Genomic DNA, 15,490 nt, shown 5'->3' with positions numbered 1-15,490 from the left:
GTCAGATCTCCTGCCAGGCGCGGAGGGCGAGGCCCGGCTCGTCCTTGCGGCGGGTGAGCAGGAGGGTGCCGGAGGACGGGGCGAGGGAGGCCGCGACGAGCTCACCGTGTTCGTCGAGGGCGACGGAGACCGCCGCTCCCGGGGCCAGTAGGGGGCCGGACTCGGTCCACCAGGCCCCGGCCGGCTCCTGTTCGGTGGGGTAGGCGGCGAAGGCGACGCGGCCGCTCGCCGAACGCTGGGCGAGCACGGTGCAGTCGTGGCCCTCTATCGCGCAGCGCACGGCGGAGACGGGGCCGGGTCCGGCCGCCGTGACCAGCGGTACCGGTGCGCCGCCGGGGCGCCAGGCGCACAACTCCCCGCGCTCGTCGGTGAAGAAGAGGGTGGTGTGCCCGGCGGAGGTGGCCAGGGCGCGCAGGGTGCCGGGCCGTGCCCGGACGTCGATGCCCTCCGCCTGCCCGGGCGGCTCGCCGGGCGCCTCCTGACGCCAGTGCAGGATGCCGTCCGGGGCGGCCGCGTACAGCTCGATGCGTCCCGACTCCCCGGTGACGGCGGTGAGCTGCTCGTGGACGTCCTCTCCGCCGAGGTCCGTCCAGGGGTCCCAGCCGCCCTTCTCCTTCTGCGCGACCATGCCGACGCCGCCGCTCCCGTCGCGGACGAAGACATGCGCGCGCCCCCGGTCGTCGACGGCGACGGCCGGGGTGCCGGTGCGGTCGCCCTTCTTGTCGGGGTGGCCGAGCGGGCTCCAGTCCAGCGGGGCGAGCCGGGGACGGAAGTGGGTGGAGTGCACCAGCCCCGACTCGCCCTTCGCCGTGGGCCGCCAGGCGACCAGGTGGGCGTAGCCGTCGGCGCCCTGGCCGACGGCCGGTCCCGGACGCAGTGTCTGGTCGCCGCCGATCCTGCGGGGTGCTTCCCAGGGGCCGCCGGGGGCGAGTTCCGCGCGGCACAGGAGGGCGTCGTCCGACGGCAGGTAGACGGTGAGGCGGCCGTCGCGGCCGCGGAGGAGCCAGTCGCCGTTCACCACCTCACCTTACGCACAGCTGTTCCAGGGGCGCGGGCGGGGCGGCCCCTCGTGGGACGCTGGCCGTATGAACGACACCGCCGCCCTGCTCGTGATCGTCGACGCCGCGAATGTCGTCGGGTCGGTGCCCGACGGATGGTGGCGGGACCGCCGGGGCGCAGCGGAGCGCCTGCGCGACCGGCTGGCCCGGGACGGCCTGCCGGGCCGTGCCGGGCCGGTGGAGATCGTGCTGGTCGTCGAGGGTGCCGCACGCGGGGTGGAGCCGGTGCCGGGGGTCCGGGTGGAGTCCGCGCCGGGCAGCGGTGACGACCACATGGTCGCGCTGGTCGCCGCGGCGGACGGCCGCCCGGTCCTGGTCGTCACCGCCGACCGGGAACTGCGCCGCAGGGTGACCGCCCTGGGCGCGGAGGTCACCGGCCCGCGGTCCGTGCCCCGCTGAGTCCCGGGGAACGGGACGGCCCACCGCCCGGTGAACGCCCCGGGCGGGCACGCCCCGTGCGCCCCCGCCCAGCCGGCCCGCCGACGGGGGCGGCGGCGCGGTGAGCCGTCGGCCTCGCGGCTACTCCTGTCGGCCGGCGGCCGGGTCCAGGCGCTGGTGGATGAGGCGTGCGAAGTGGGCCAGGGTGCGTCCGGTGGCCAGGTCGGCGGGTCCGAGGCGGATGCCGAAGAGGTCCCTCGCCTGGACCAGGAACTGCATGCCCAGCAGGGAGTCCAGCCCGAAGTCGGTGACGTTGAGCGTGGGGTCGAGGTCGGCCGGGGCGGTCTGCAGGACACCGGCGAGGAGCTGGGTGATCGTGTCGGTGATCCTCGCGACCGCCTCCTCGGGCGGGAGGTCCGCCAGCGTGCCGAGGAGTTCGTCGCGGGCGTCCGGGGAGGCCGCGGAGGACGCCGGGGCCAGCGGGGCGAAGCGGGGGGTGGCCAGGGCGGGCAGCAGATGACGTGCGGTCCCCCAGCGGTAGCGGCCCGCTCCGGCGACGTCGGTGCCGGCGGCCAGGAGACGGTCGGCGGTGGTCAGGACCTCGGCGGGGGTGAGCAGTTCCAGACCGCGTCCGGACATCGCGGCCGCCATGCCGCTGCGGGCGACGTAGCCGGTTTCGCCGATCGGGCCCCAGGCCAGTGCCGTACCCGCCCGGCCGGCGGCGCGCCGGGCCCGGGTGAGGGCCTCCAGGTAGGCGTTGGCCGCCGCGTAGGCGGCCTGTCCGGGGTTGCCGATACCGGCGGAGACGGAGGAGTAGGTCAGGAACAGGTCCAGGTCGCCGTCGGCGGTGAGGCGGTCCAGCAGGGCCGCACCCTGCGCCTTGGGGGCCAGTACGGCGGCGAACCGGTCGTCGGTGAGGTCGACCAGGACCGCGTCGTCCATGTGCATCGCCGCGTGCACCACACCGCGCAGGGGGTGGCCGGTGGCGTCCACCGCGTCGAGGACCCGGCGCAGCGCGGCTTCGTCGGTGACGTCGGCGGCGTACGCGGTGGCGCGTACGCCGCGGTCGGTCAGTTCCCGGAGCAGGGCGGGCGCCTCCGGGGCGTCGGGACCGCCGCGGGACAGCAGGGCCAGGTGCCGGGCCCCGCGGTCGGCCAGCAGGCGGGCGGTGGCCGCGCCCAGTCCGCTCAGCCCGCCGGTGATCAGGTAGGTGCCCGCGCCGTCGAGGCGGCGGGAGCCGGGCGCGGGTTCCACGGGGACGGGCTCGTCCAGCGGGTCGAAGGTCACGACGACCTTGCCGGTGTGCCGGGAGTGCTGGAGGAGGTGGAAGGCCTCCTCGACCCGGGCCGCGGGGTAGACCGTGTGGGGCAGGGGCCGGTAGGTGCCGGAGCGGGCCTCGGCCTCGAAGTCCCCGAGCAGACGGCCGCGGAGTTCCGGGGACTCCACGACGGCGTCCAGGTTGAAGCCGATGAAGCTGAGGCTGCGGTCGAACGGGCGGAGAGTGAGGGGGTTGTTGAGGAAGATGTCCCGCTTCCCGAGCTCGACGAAGCGGCCGTTCGGGCACAGCAGATCGAGGCCCCGGGCGATGGCCTCGCCGCTGAGGGAGTTCACCACGACGTCCACACCGCGGCCGCCGGTCAGCTCGCGCACCCGGGGGACGAAGTCCAGGCCGCGCGAGTCGAGCACGTGCTCGGCGCCGAGCGTGCGCAGCAGGTCCCGTTTGGTCTCCGTGCCCGCGGTGGCGATGACGCGGGCGCCCTGGCGGCGGGCGCACTGCAGGACGGCCAGGCCCACCGCCCCGGCACCGCCGTGCACCAGCACGGTCTCCCCGGGTGCGAGGCGGGCCTGGTCGACCAGGGTGCGGTGGACGGTCAGGAAGGCGACGGGGTAGGTCGCCGCCTCCGTGAAGCCCAGCCCGTCCGGGATGCGGACGACGGCGGCGGCGGGGGTCGTCGCGTGGGAGGCGAGGGCGGCGGGCACCAGGCCGCAGACCCGGTCTCCGGGTTTCAGGTCGCGTACGGCGGCTCCCACCGCGCGCACGATGCCGGCTCCGTCGGTGCCCAGTCCGCGGCCGAGCGGGCTGTTCTCCACCGCCTCGGGCGGCAGCAGACCGTTGGCGCGCATGGGGTCGCGGTAGTTGAGGGCCACGGCCCGCATCTCCAGGGCCACCTCGTCCGGACCGGGTTCGGGGAGGTCCGTCTGCCGCCAGATCAGCCGCCGGCGCAGACCGGGGTCGCGGGCCTCGAGGATGTACGGCGTGCCGGCGGGGACCGGGGCCGGTTCGTCCGCCGGGTGCTCCACGTGCCGGGGCACGAACCGTCCCCCGGCGGTCAGGACGATCTCGTCCTCCTGGCCGTCCGGGTCGCCGCCGGGGGCGAGGAGTTCCCCGGCCAGGCGGCCGGCGTCGGTGCCGGGGTCGCCGGTGCGGTGGCACGACAGGCGTCGCAGGCGGAGGTCGGGGCGCTCGTTGGCGAGGCTGCGGCAGGCCGCCCACACGGCGGCGTCGACCGGGTGGGACGGCTGCTCCGGGGCCGGGAGGAGACCGGTCGGGCGGGTGACGAGCCATACCTCGGGGCTGCCGTTCCCCGTCAGGTCGTCGCAGGCGGTGGCCAGCGAGCGCAGGAGCGCCGCGCGGCGGGTGGTGCGCGTGACGACGGTGCCGTGCGGGCCGGGTTCGGCGAGCAGCAGGACGACGTGCGGGGCGCGGTCCGCGGGCAGCGCCGCGCGCCAGCCGGTGGCGTCGTCGGGCGCGACCACGACGGCCGCCCCGCCGAGGCGGGCGGCCAGCGCCCGAGCGGTCGGCGTCTCGGTGTCGTCCTCGACCGCGATCACCCACGGGGCACGGGCCGCCTCTCGCCGCGCTCCGTCGCCGGCCGCACGGCCGTGACGGGCCTCGGGAGTCAGCCCGGCCGGGACCGCGGACGTCCGGCCCGCCCCGGCGGAGGACCCACCGTCCACCGGCGGACCGTCCGCCGCGACGGGCAGCTCGCCCGGGTCCGCCGCGCCGTCGTCCACCGCAGCGCGGAGCCCACCGGAAACCGCAGGAACCCGGCCCGCCCCGGCGGAGGACCCACCGTCCACCGGCGGACCGTCGGCCGCATCATGAACCGCCCCCGTGGCAGGCTCACCGCTCGGCACCGGACCGTGGTCCGTCGCCGCGAGGAGGACGGAGCGGTCGTCCGGGCCGGTCTGGGCCACGGTGGGGAAGCCGCACCGGTGCAACAGTGGGGTCCACTGGTCGCGGGGGAGGATGCGGGAGGCCGGGCGCAGGGTGTGGTCGGCGCGCTCCCAGAAGTCGTTCAGCGTGCCGGAGAGCAGGGCCTGGAGCAGGGCGTGGTGCGGTTCGGTCGCCAGCAGGTGTCCGCCGGGGGCCAGCACGGTGTGCAGCCCGCGCAGGGTGGCGGCGAGGTCGGTGGTGGCGTGCAGGGCGTCGCCCGCGAGGACGAGGTCGAATCCGCCGCGCGGCAGGCCCTGGCCGATCGGGTCGGCGTCCGGGTCCACGGTGCGGTGGTCGACGAAGTCGTACGCGGCGAAGCGGTGTTCGGCGCGGGCGAGCCCGCCGCCGGTGGTGGCGGCGAAGGTGTAGCGGGTCCGGTCGGCCGGCAGTACGGGGAGGGCGGCGGCCGTCAGGGCCGTGGTGGTCGCGCCGAATTCCAGGACGCGCAGCGGACGGTCCCCGGGCCAGCGGGCGACGATGTCGCCGAGCAGCGCCTGCATGGTGCGGTGGGCGAAGCGGTGGGCCGGGCCGGTCTCGTGGAGCTGCTCGTACACGCTGTCCCCGGCCGGCAGGAGTTCGCGGGCGTCGGCGCGTCCGCGCACCAGGTCGGGGAGCCGGCGCAGGTACCGGTTGAGGAGCAGGGTCTCGGCGCCGAACGCGGGGTGGTCCTCCACCAGGGCGCGCAGGTGCGTCGCGGCGAGGATCTCCGCCCCGGTCAGCCGCCAGGTCTCCCCGGACGGACGGGCGAGGCCGTGTTCGGCCAGCAGCGGCAGCATCAGCCGCGCCGCCCGCCGGTGCCGGGGCTGCATGCCTCCGGCCACCAGGTCGCCCATCGCGAACGGGGCGGCCGGATCGGTGAGTAGACCCCGCAGCGTCTCCGCCCAGCAGTGGGCGCCCGCCCGTCCGGCGGCGGCGGTGAACCGCGTGTGGCCGCTGTCCTCCAGGGCGGCACGGGCGGCGGCGATCCGCGGGCCCGCCGCGCGCGCCACCTCGGTGGGCGGCGGCAGCGGCGAGGGCGGCGCGGGGGACGCCGGGTGGGGGGCGGCCCGGAGCACGGTGCGCTGGACGGTCAGCGGGGTGCGCCGGGTCAGGTGGCCGCGGCGGGTGCGGCAGCCGTCGATCTCGGCGGTGACCGTGCCGTCCGGGTCGGCGTAGGTGATGTCCCAGCACATCTCGTTGGCGCTGCGGCTGCGGCGGCGCAGGTGCACGATCCCGGTGGGCGCGGGGGTGCGCCACACCCGTACGGCGGCGAACACGGTCGGCAGGAACGCGGCGTTCTCCGCCTCCTCGCCGGCGAGGGCCACGGTGGCCTGCAGCGGCGCGTCGATCAGGACCGGGTGGGCGGTGTAGGCGTCGGCGGCGTGCTCCAGCCGGTAGCGGACCAGCACTTCGCCGTCGCCGGCGTCGATGCGGTCGATCAGCTGGAAGGCCGGCCCGCAGTCGAGCCCGATCGCCCGGCACGTACGGTAGAAGTCCGGGCCGTCGACGCGGCGGTCGCAGCGGGCCCGGACCGCGTCGACGTCGAGGGGCGCCGGTGCCGTGCCGAGCAGGGTGCGGACCTGGGCGCGTACCACGGGCAGGCACTCCCCGCCGTGTTCCTCGCGCACGCTGATGGTCACGGCGCCGTCGTCGGGGGTGACCGCGGTCTGCAGGGCGACCGGCGTGGGGTCCGGCCACGGCACCGACAGCGGGCGGCCGATCTCCAGGTGCCGCACCTCGACCGGACGGTCCAGGGCCCGCCGGCCCGCGCTCAGGGCCATCTCCACGTAGGCGGCGGCCGGCATGAGGACGTCGTCCCCGATCCGGTGGTCGCCCAGCCAGGGCACCAGCTGCGGTTCGACGGTGCCGTGCCACACGGGGTGCGGGGCGGGCATCCGCTCGCCCACCAGCGGATGGTCCAGCAGGCCGTTGCCGCTGGTGCCCGCGACCCGGTCCTGGGCGGTGCCGTGCCAGTGCCGTTCGTGCTGCCACGCGTAGGCGGGCAGGCCGACCACCCGGCCGGGGCGGGGGAAGTGGTGGCGCCAGTCGGTGGCGGTGTCGGCGGCGAGGGCGGCGGGGACCGCCGCCGCGGTCTCGCGGGGACCGTCGCCGTCGCGGTGCAGGGTGGCGACGCAGGTGGCGCCCGTGCGGCGCAGGTAGGGGCGCAGCACCGGGTGGGGCCCGATCTCGACCAGGACGCCGGCGTGTCCGGCGGTGAGGCGGGCGGTGGCCTCGGCGAACCGGACGGGCTCGCGGACGTTGCGCCACCAGTACCGGGCGTCGAGTTCGGGACCGGCCAGCTCGGTGCCGGTGACGGTGGAGACGAACGGGATGCGGGCCGGGGCGGGCCGGAGTCCGGCGAGGGCGTCGAGCAGGGGTTCCGCGAGGGGGTCCATGGCCCGGCTGTGGAAGGCGTAGTCGAGGTCCAGTTCGCGGAAGAAGACGCCGCGGCCGGTCAGTTCGGCGCCCCAGGCGGCGAGTGCGTCGGCGTCCCCGGCGACGGTGACGTCGCTCTCGCTGTTGATGCCCGCGATCTCCAGGGCGCCGTCGTGGCGGAGCAGTTCCTCGCGGGCCTGTGCCTCGGGCAGGCCGACGGCGGCCATCCGGCCCCGGCCGGCCGTGGCGCCCTGGGTGCGGCTGCGTTCGGCGATCACCCGTGCGGCCTGTTCCAGGGTGAGGGCCCCGGCGGTGAGGGCGGCGGCGACCTCGCCGACGCTGTGTCCGGCCACCGCCCGGGGGCGCACTCCGTGGGAGGCGAGCAGCGCGGTCAGGCCCACCTGTACGGCGAACAGCGCCGGTTGGGCGATCTCGGTGCGCTGCCACTTCCGCGGGGAGGGGTGGGCCAGTTCCTTGGTCACCGACCAGCCCAGGTGGGGGGCGAGGGCCGCGTCGGCCTCCTCGACGGCCCGGCGGAAGGCCGGTTCGCCCGTCAGCAGATCGGCGGCCATGCCCGGCCACTGGGAGGCGTTGCCGGAGTACACGAACGCGGTCCCGGCCCGTTCACCGGCGCGTACGGTGGCTCCGCGGGCGGGCTCCGCGGCCGTCAGCAGCTCCAGCTGGCGGGCGGCGTCCCGGGGATCGGCGGCCAGGACGGCGGCGCGGTGCGGGTGCGCGGTGCGTCGCACGGTGGCGGTGTGGGCCAGGTCGTAGAACTCCCCGGGTCCGGCCGCCCGCAGCCGCTCCGTCATGCGGGCGGTCATCTCCCTGAGGGCCTTGGCGGAGCGTGCGGAGACGACCAGGGGCAGCGGGCGCCCGTCCGGTACCGGGCCGGTGCCGGACGGCGGTGCGGCGGCCGGGGGCGGGGTGAGGACGGCGTGGGCGTTGGCCCCGCCGAAGCCGAAGGCGCTCACCCCGACGGCGGACCGCTCCCCCACCTCCACGGGTACGGGGCCGACGGCGGGGGCGAGTCCCAGGCCGTCGAAGTCGATGCGCGGGTTGAGGGGAAGGGCGTGCAGGGACGCTGGTACCAGGCCGTGGCGCAGCACCAGGATCGCCTTGAGCAGGCCGGCCATTCCGGAGGCGGGCTCCAGGTGGCCGACGTTCGACTTCACCGAGCCGATCGGCAGCGACCCCACGGTGCGGCTGCGGCCCAGGGCCCGGCCGATGGCCTCGGCCTCCGCCGGGTCGCCGACCTGGGTGCCGGTCCCGTGGGCCTCGACGTAGACCAGGTCGTCGGCCGCGATCCCGGCCTCCGCGTAGACCGCGTGCAGCAGCGCCTCCTGGGTCTCGGCGCTGGGCACGATCATGCCGGTGCTGCGGCCGTCGGTGTTGTTGCCGGTGGCGGCCAGTACGGCGTGGACGCGGTCGCCGTCCGCCACCGCGTCGGTGAGGCGCTTGAGGACGAGCACCGCGCCGCCCTCCGCGCGGACGAATCCGTCGGCGTCGGCGGAGAACGCCGCGCAACGCCCGCGCCGCGACAGCATGTTCGCGTAGGAGAAGCCGGCGAAGGAGTAGGGGTTGGAGAGCACGTTGACGCCGCCGACGAGGGCGACGCGGCTCGATCCCTCGCGCAGGGTGCGGCACGCCCGGTCCAGGGCGACCAGGGCGGAGGAGCACGCCGTGTCGACGGCCATGCTCGGTCCGCGCAGGTCGAAGGCGTACGACATCCGGTTGGCCGTGATGGACAGGGTGGCGCCGGGCATGGTGTGCGGGCTCGTGTGGTCCTGCATCATCGACAGGTTCACGCCGTAGCCGGGGTCGGAGACGCCCACGTACACGCAGGTGTCCGAGCCGGCCAGTGACGCGGCGGGGAGGGCCGCGTCGTCGAGCGCCTCGGCGGTCATCTCCAGCAGCAGCCGCTGCTGCGGGTCGATGTGCCGGGCCTCCGCGGGGGACATGCCGAAGTAGGCGGCGTCGAACGAGGCGACGTCGTCGAGGAATCCACCGGCGGCGGTGTAGCTGCGGCCGGGCCGCACGGTCCCCGGGTCGACCGTCCGGTCCCGGGGCAGCCGGTCGGCGGGCATCTCGCCGACGACGTCGCGTCCGTCGCGCAGCACGGACCACAGTCCGTCCAGGTCCGTGACGCCTCCGGGGAGCCGGCACCCCACGCCGACCACAGCTACGGCCCGTTCGTGCTGCTGCATCGTCAAGTCCCCCGCCTTTTCCGCCGATTGCAGATCCCTGCTGCGGATTGAAAGGGGTCGAGTGGTGAAAAAGCCAGGGGTCATCACCCGTTGGGGTGGATATCGTCGTACAGACGGCATTCCGGTCCGCCGGTGGTCGTGGCGCCGCTACGGTGACGCGGTGCCCCATGCCCTCCGTGCCCGCATCGCCGCCGTTTCGGCTCATCTTCCGTCCCGCTACCGGACCTTGGACAACATTCGCGTCAAGATCGCCGAGACGGGCGGGTACGCTCCGCCGCCCGGTCTGCTGGAGGATCTCACCGGCGTGCGCGGAGTCCATGTGCACGAGGACGGCGAAAACTCCTCCGACCTCGCCGTGAAGGCCGCCCGGCGCGCGCTCGACCAGGCCGGCCTGAAGATCGGCGACGTCGGTCTGCTGCTGTTCGCCTCGACCGCGCAGGACCTGGTCGAACCCGCCACGTCCCACATCGTGGCCGCCAAACTGGGCGCCTCCTGCCCGGTGTTCGACATCAAGAACGCCTGCAACAGCTTCCTCAACGCCATGGAGGTGGCCGCCTCGTTCATCGAGACCGGCCGCTACCGCACGGTCCTCATCGCCTGCGGTGAACCCTCCACCCTGGCCACCCGCTGGCATCTGCCCGAGCGGGAGGACCTGTTGAGGGCGCTGCCCGGCTACACCGCCTCCGACGCCGGCGCCGCGATGGTGCTCACCGCGGGCCCCGCCGGTGACGGCGATCCCGGAATCCTGTCCCTGCGGTTCGTCAGCAACTCCGCCGCCTGGGAGGCCTGCACCGTGGCCGGCGGGGGCAGCATGCACCACCTCTCCGTGCACGACGACCACACCACACTGCGGCTGAACGGGGATCTGCGCCAGAGCATGATCGACGTCCTCCCGCGCATCCTGGACACCTCCGGGGCCGAGCTGGAGACGGCGCGTTCCGCCGCCTTCGTCGCCTTCCACCAGATCGCCATGCCGCAGTACCGCGAGATGGTCGAAGGGTTCTCGCTGCCCGAGGACCGGTGCCTGCCCGCGGTGGCCGAGCACGGGAACTGCGCGGCGGCCTCCCTGCCCCTCCAACTGGTCAAGGCGCGGGAGGCGGACCGCGTCGAGAGCGGCGACCTGGTCGCGATGATCGGTCTGGCCAGCGGTTTCAGCTTCGGCCTGGCTCTCGTCCGGTGGTGACCGCACGAGCCGGGCAGACCCCGGCACCGGATTCCGCCGCCCTGGCACGGCTGCTGCCGGGCTATCCCGCGCCCCGGCACTGGCGGCGGGTGCCGCTCACCGGCCAGCACTACCTCGACCTCGGTTCCGGCCCGCCGGTGCTGTTCCTGCACGGCAACCCGTCGTGGAGCTACGTGTGGCGCGCGCTGCTGCACCGGCTCTCCCCGCACGCCCGCTGTGTGGCCCCGGACCTGCCGGGCTTCGGGCTGTCCCGGCGGCTGCGCCCGGCGGACGGGGTGCCGGACCCGTACGAGGCCCAGCTGGAGGGCCTGGACATCCTGTACCGGCACCTGGTGCGGGACGCGGGGCTGCCCGAGCGCGGCTGGACGTTCGTGCTGCACGACTGGGGCGGCCCGCTCGGCGTCGCCTGGGCCCTGCGCAACCCGGGCGTGGTGGCCCGGGCGGTCGTCTGCAACACCGTGGCCTTCCCCTTCCCGGACGGCTTCCGGCTGCCGTTCTACCTGCGGTGGATCCGCGACCACCGTCCGGTCGCCGAACTCGTCCACGCCACCAACGCGTTCGCCCGCGTCGCCGTACGCGCCGGGGTGCGGCGCCCCCTGCTCACCGCCGAGCGCCGGGCCTGTCTGCGGCCCTTGGCCCGCCGCACGGAACGCGGGGCGGTCACCGACGCCGTCCGCGCCATCCCCCGCGGCCCCGCGGATCCGGCGTGGCGGCTGCTCGAACCCCCGGGCGGCGGAGGAGGCCTGTCGGAACTGCCGCTGCTCATCGGCTGGGGCATGCGCGACCCCGTCTTCACCCCGGTGCTGCTGGAGGAGTGGGTCCGCCGTCATCCGCACGCCGCCGTGCACCGCTTCCCCGACGCCGGGCACTTCGTGATGGAGGACGCCGCCGCCGAACTGGGCGATCTCATCCGCGACTTCCTCCAGGGAGCCCCATGACCGCGTCTCTTCCCCCCATCGCCGCGCGCATGGCCGACCGGCCGGACGCCGTCGCCCTCGTCGAATGCCGCGAGGGGTCCTCCCGTACGACCTCGCGCGGCGCACTGGTGCGACGCTGCCACCACATCGCCCGTGCCCTGCACGACGCGGGTGTCCGGGCCGGCCACAAGGCGGTCGTGATGACCCGCGACGCCCACGATCTCACCGCCGTCTCCTACGCCCTCGGGCTGCTCGGCGCCGTGCCGGTGCTGATCGAACCGCGCGCCGAGGTGGGCCGCTGCCTGGAGGACGTCGTCCCGGACGTCTTCGTCGGGGAGCCGCTGGCCCACCTCGGACGACGCGCCCTGGGCTGGGGCCGCGCCCATGTCCGGATCTCCCTGGTCACCGGCCCGGTACCGCTTCCCGGGGTCCGGCGGCTGGCCACCCGGACCCCGGCCGGCGACGACGCCCTCGCCCAGGAGGTGCGGGCGGCCGGTGACGACGAGCCGGCGCTCGTCGCCTTCACCTCCGGCTCCACCGGGCGGCCCAAGGGCGCGGAGTACCGCCACGCCACCCTGGCCGGACAGCTCGACGCGCTGACGACCCTGATGGGCCCCCGCCCCGACGACGTACTCCTCGCCGGATTCCTCCCGGTCGCGCTGCTCGGTCCGCTGCTGGGCATGACGACCGTGGTCCCGGCCGTGAACCACCTGGCCCCGGCGCGCACGTCACCCGGGGAACTCGTCGGGCCGATCCTGCGGCACCGGGCCACCGTCGTCCTGGCGTCGCCCGCCGTGCTCACCCTGATCGCCCGCCACTGTTCCCGCCGCGGCATCACCCTGCCCTCGGTCCGGCAGATCCTGTCCTTCGGCGCCCCGCTGCGGGTCCGCCTCGCCGACGCCCTGCGCGGGGCCGTGCCGGACGACGCCGAGATCCTCAGCGTCTACGGTGCCACCGAGTGCCTGCCCGTGTCGGCCATCGCCGACCACGACCTGCGGGCCACCCGCCTCCGGCCGCCCACCGGGCACGCCGGCACCTGCCTGGGCCGGCCCCTGCCCGGCATCCGCGCCCGGATCCTGGACGCCGACGCCACCGGGCTCGGGGAGATCGCCGTCACCGGTCCCACCGTCAGCCCCGCCTACCACGCGCGTCCCGACGCCGACGCCGCCGCCAAGACCGCCACCGGCCACGGTGTGCTGCACCGCACCGGGGACCTCGGCCGGCTCGACGACGAGGGCCGGCTGTGGTTCGCCGGCCGCAAGGCCCACCTGGTCACCGGCACCGGATTCACCCTGGCCACCGAGGACATCGAGGCGGCGGCGGACACCGCCCCGGGCATCCGGCGCACCGCCCTGGTCGGTGTCGGCCCCGCCGTGTGCCAACTGCCCGTGCTCTGTGTGGAACCGCTGCCCCTCACCCCCCGCGCCGCCGCCCTGGCGGCCGTACGCGCCGTCCTGATGGACCATCCGGAGGGACACCGCGTCGGCGCCCTGCTGATCCGCACCGGCTTCCCCACCGACCCCCGGCACAACTCCAAGATCGACCGCATGCGGCTGGCCGGCTGGGCCGCGCGGCGCCTGCGCGGGAGGACACGATGAACGTACTGGTCACCGGGGGCAGCGGCTTCCTCGGCCGGGAGATCTGCCGGCAGTTGACGGCACGCGGCGTCGTCGTCTCCTCCCTGGCCCGGCGCCCCAGCACCGCGCTGGAACGGCTGGGCGTCCGGCAGCACCTGGGCGATCTCGCCGACGCCGGCGCGGTCTCCCGGGCCGTCGCCGGATGCGACGCGGTCGTCCACAACGCCGCGCTCGCGGGCGTCAGCGGCCCGCCGCGGCCCTACTGGCGCACCAACGTCGTCGGCACCCGCCGGGTGATCGAGCAGTGCCGCGCCCACGGCGTGCGCACCCTCCTCTACACCTCGACCGCCAGCGTCGTCTTCCGTCCCGGCGGTCTGGAGGGCGTCCGCGAAGGCCTTCCGCCCGTCCCCTGCCACCTGGCCGCCTACCCCGCCACCAAGGCCCGCGCCGAGGCTCTGGTGCTCTCCGCCCACGGCCCGGAACTGGCCACCGTCTCCCTGCGACCGCACATCATCTGGGGGCCGGGCGACCCCCATTTCGCCCCCGCCCTCGCGCGGGCCGTACGGGCCGGCCGGCTGCCGATGCCCGGCGACGGCGGCAACCTCGTCGACACCACCCATGTCCGTACCGCCGCCCACGCCCATCTGCTGGCACTGGACCGGCTGCGGCAGTCACCGGAGGCGGGCGGGCGCGCCTACTTCATCGCCCAGGGCGACCCCCGGCCGCTGCGCGAGATCACCCGGCACTTCCTGCGGGCCGCCGGGATCGACGCCCGCTGGTGCGCCCTGCCGCCGCGGCTCGCCACCGCCGGGGCCGCCGCCGCCGAGACCGTGCTGCGCGCGGCCCGCAGCCGCCGCACCCACGCCCTGAGCCGCTTCCTGGTCGCGGAGCTGCTGCACCCGCACTGGTTCGACCTCACCGCAGCCCGCCGCGACCTCGGCTTCGAGCCGCCGGTCGGCTTCGACGACGGTGTCGCGGAACTCACCCGGCTCGCCCCACCCGCCCCCGACACCAGCGAGGAGACACCGTGCCGTCCGCCTACGACACCCTCCGCTCCATCCTGACCGGCGCCTTCCGCGTCCCCGAGGACGAGATCCGGCCCGAGCTCACCCTGGGCCAACTGGACCTGGACTCCCTCGCCCTGACGGAGCTGGTGCTCATCGTCCACGAACGCCTCGGGGTGCGGATCGGCAACGAGTACGTCTCCCGCGGCACGACCCTCGCGCAGATCGCCGACCATCTCGACGCGCTGCGCGCCGACGGCACGGGAGCGGTGAGCACACCGTGACGGACGCCGTCGCCGTCACCGGCCTCGGCATGCTGACCCCCGCCGGGGAGAGCGCCGACGCCACCTGGGACGGCGTCTGCCGCGGGGCCGGGACCGCCTCCCACGATCCGGCGCTGGCCGGACTGCCCGTGGACTTCTCCTGCCGCGTCCCCCTGTCCCGCGAGGACCTGGACCGGCGCGCCGGGCGCACCTCCTGGCGCATGTCGCGCAACGCCGTGCTGGCGGTGCTCGCCGCCCGTGAGGCGGTGCGCGACGCCGGGCTCGGCCCCCGGACGTGGCACGGGGACCGGGTCGCCGTCGTCATCGGCTGCGGGATGGGGGCGGACGCGGAACGCGAGGAGCAGGGGAGGCGGCTGCGGGAGCTGGGGGCCGACATGGTCTCGGCGCTCACCGCTCCGCAGCTGATCCCGAACATGGCGGCCGGCGAGGTCTCCATCGACCTGGGAGCCCGCGGCCCCGGGCTGGCCCCCGCCACCGCCTGTGCCACCGGTGCCACCGCCGTCGCGGTCGCCCGCGACCTCCTGCTCCTGGGCCGGTGCGACATTGCGGTGGCCGGGGCCACCGAATCCGCCGTCACCCCGCTCGCGGTCACCGCGTTCCGGCGCGCGGGCACCCTCTCCGGGCGCACCGGCGACCCCGCCGGCGCGTCACGGCCCTTCGCCGCCGACCGTGACGGCTTCGTCATGGCGGAGGGCGCGGGTGTCGTCGTCCTGGAACGGGCCGGGGACGCGGCCGCCCGCGGTGCGCGCGTGCGCGCCAGGCTGTTGGGCTGCGGCAGCACCTCGGACGCCCACCACCCCACCGCGCCCGCCCCGGACGGCCGGGGCGCGGAGGCCGCCCTGCGCACCGCCCTGGCGGACGCCGGGCTGGCTCCGCACGACGTGGACCACGTGAACACCCACGGCACCTCGACACTGCTGGGCGACGCCGGTGAGGCGGCCCTGATCGCCCGGGTCCTGCCGCATCGGCCCAGTGTCACCGCGGCCAAAGGCGTGCTCGGCCACAGCCTGGGCGCGGCGGGCGCCGTGGAGGCGGCGCTGACCGTGCTCACCCTTCAGCACGGCACGGTGCCGCCGGTCGCGAACCTGGACGCCCCGGCGCCGGGGTTCGACATCGATTGCGTCACCAAGGAGCCCCGCCGCCAGGACGTGCGTGTCGCCGTCAGCCACTCCTTCGGCTTCGGCGGGCACAACGTCGTCCTCGTCCTGGCCCGAGCCTGAGGGACGGCATCCCGCCAGGCCGCGCGGGGCATCCGGGTGCAGGGGTCCGCGGGCCGGGCACTCGACCCGGCTCGGCGCTTCGCGGCTGCC

General features: G+C 76.0%; 9 protein-coding genes. 7 read left to right on the top strand and 2 right to left on the bottom strand.

Features of this window, described 5'->3' with window-relative positions:
- Window position 1: 1 nt before the first annotated feature.
- Window positions 2-1,018 (bottom strand): PLL family lectin, encoded by a 1,017-nt coding sequence (locus ACZ434_RS10950; RefSeq protein WP_468454071.1) that lies wholly within the window; start codon window positions 1,016-1,018, stop codon window positions 2-4.
- Between the two features lie 67 nt (window positions 1,019-1,085).
- On the opposite strand from ACZ434_RS10950, the gene ACZ434_RS10945 reads away from it, so the two are divergent.
- The gene (locus ACZ434_RS10945; protein ID WP_468454069.1) at window positions 1,086-1,457 is read left to right on the top strand and encodes a PIN domain-containing protein; all 372 of its coding nucleotides are present in this window, start codon (window positions 1,086-1,088) and stop codon (window positions 1,455-1,457) included.
- Between the two features lie 120 nt (window positions 1,458-1,577).
- Here ACZ434_RS10945 and ACZ434_RS10940 read toward each other — a convergent pair whose 3' ends face one another.
- The gene (locus ACZ434_RS10940) at window positions 1,578-9,215 is read right to left on the bottom strand and encodes an SDR family NAD(P)-dependent oxidoreductase (protein ID WP_468454067.1); all 7,638 of its coding nucleotides are present in this window, start codon (window positions 9,213-9,215) and stop codon (window positions 1,578-1,580) included.
- A 160-nt stretch (window positions 9,216-9,375) separates the two neighbouring features.
- Between ACZ434_RS10940 and ACZ434_RS10935 the strand changes: the two genes are divergently transcribed.
- From ACZ434_RS10935 to ACZ434_RS10910, 6 genes are read left to right on the top strand one after another with little or no spacing between them, the layout of a single operon-like run.
- Window positions 9,376-10,398, top strand: coding sequence for a 3-oxoacyl-ACP synthase III family protein (locus ACZ434_RS10935; protein ID WP_468454065.1), 1,023 nt, complete (start codon window positions 9,376-9,378; stop codon window positions 10,396-10,398).
- Window positions 10,395-11,336, top strand: coding sequence for an alpha/beta fold hydrolase (locus tag ACZ434_RS10930; RefSeq protein WP_468454063.1), 942 nt, complete (start codon window positions 10,395-10,397; stop codon window positions 11,334-11,336). Before ACZ434_RS10935 ends, ACZ434_RS10930 begins: the two co-directional genes overlap by 4 nt.
- Window positions 11,333-12,913: an AMP-binding protein gene (locus ACZ434_RS10925; protein WP_468454061.1), complete on the top strand. Its 1,581-nt coding sequence runs from the start codon at window positions 11,333-11,335 to the stop codon at window positions 12,911-12,913. The genes ACZ434_RS10930 and ACZ434_RS10925 overlap by 4 nt, the downstream gene beginning before the upstream one ends.
- Window positions 12,910-13,956, top strand: a complete 1,047-nt coding sequence (locus tag ACZ434_RS10920; RefSeq protein ID WP_468454059.1) for an NAD-dependent epimerase/dehydratase family protein — start codon at window positions 12,910-12,912, stop codon at window positions 13,954-13,956. Before ACZ434_RS10925 ends, ACZ434_RS10920 begins: the two co-directional genes overlap by 4 nt.
- Complete coding sequence (locus ACZ434_RS10915; RefSeq protein ID WP_468454057.1) at window positions 13,920-14,180, top strand: acyl carrier protein; 261 nt, start codon at window positions 13,920-13,922, stop codon at window positions 14,178-14,180. Before ACZ434_RS10920 ends, ACZ434_RS10915 begins: the two co-directional genes overlap by 37 nt.
- A complete protein-coding gene (locus tag ACZ434_RS10910; protein WP_468454055.1) occupies window positions 14,177-15,400 on the top strand; it encodes a beta-ketoacyl-[acyl-carrier-protein] synthase family protein in 1,224 nt (407 codons plus the stop codon). Before ACZ434_RS10915 ends, ACZ434_RS10910 begins: the two co-directional genes overlap by 4 nt.
- The last annotated feature ends 90 nt before the right edge of the window (window positions 15,401-15,490 follow it).

The sequence above is a fragment of the Streptomyces sp. NPDC030893 genome (assembly GCF_055571535.1).
Note: the sequence above shows the minus strand (reverse complement) of the source record. Positions and strands in the feature narration are given on the sequence as shown.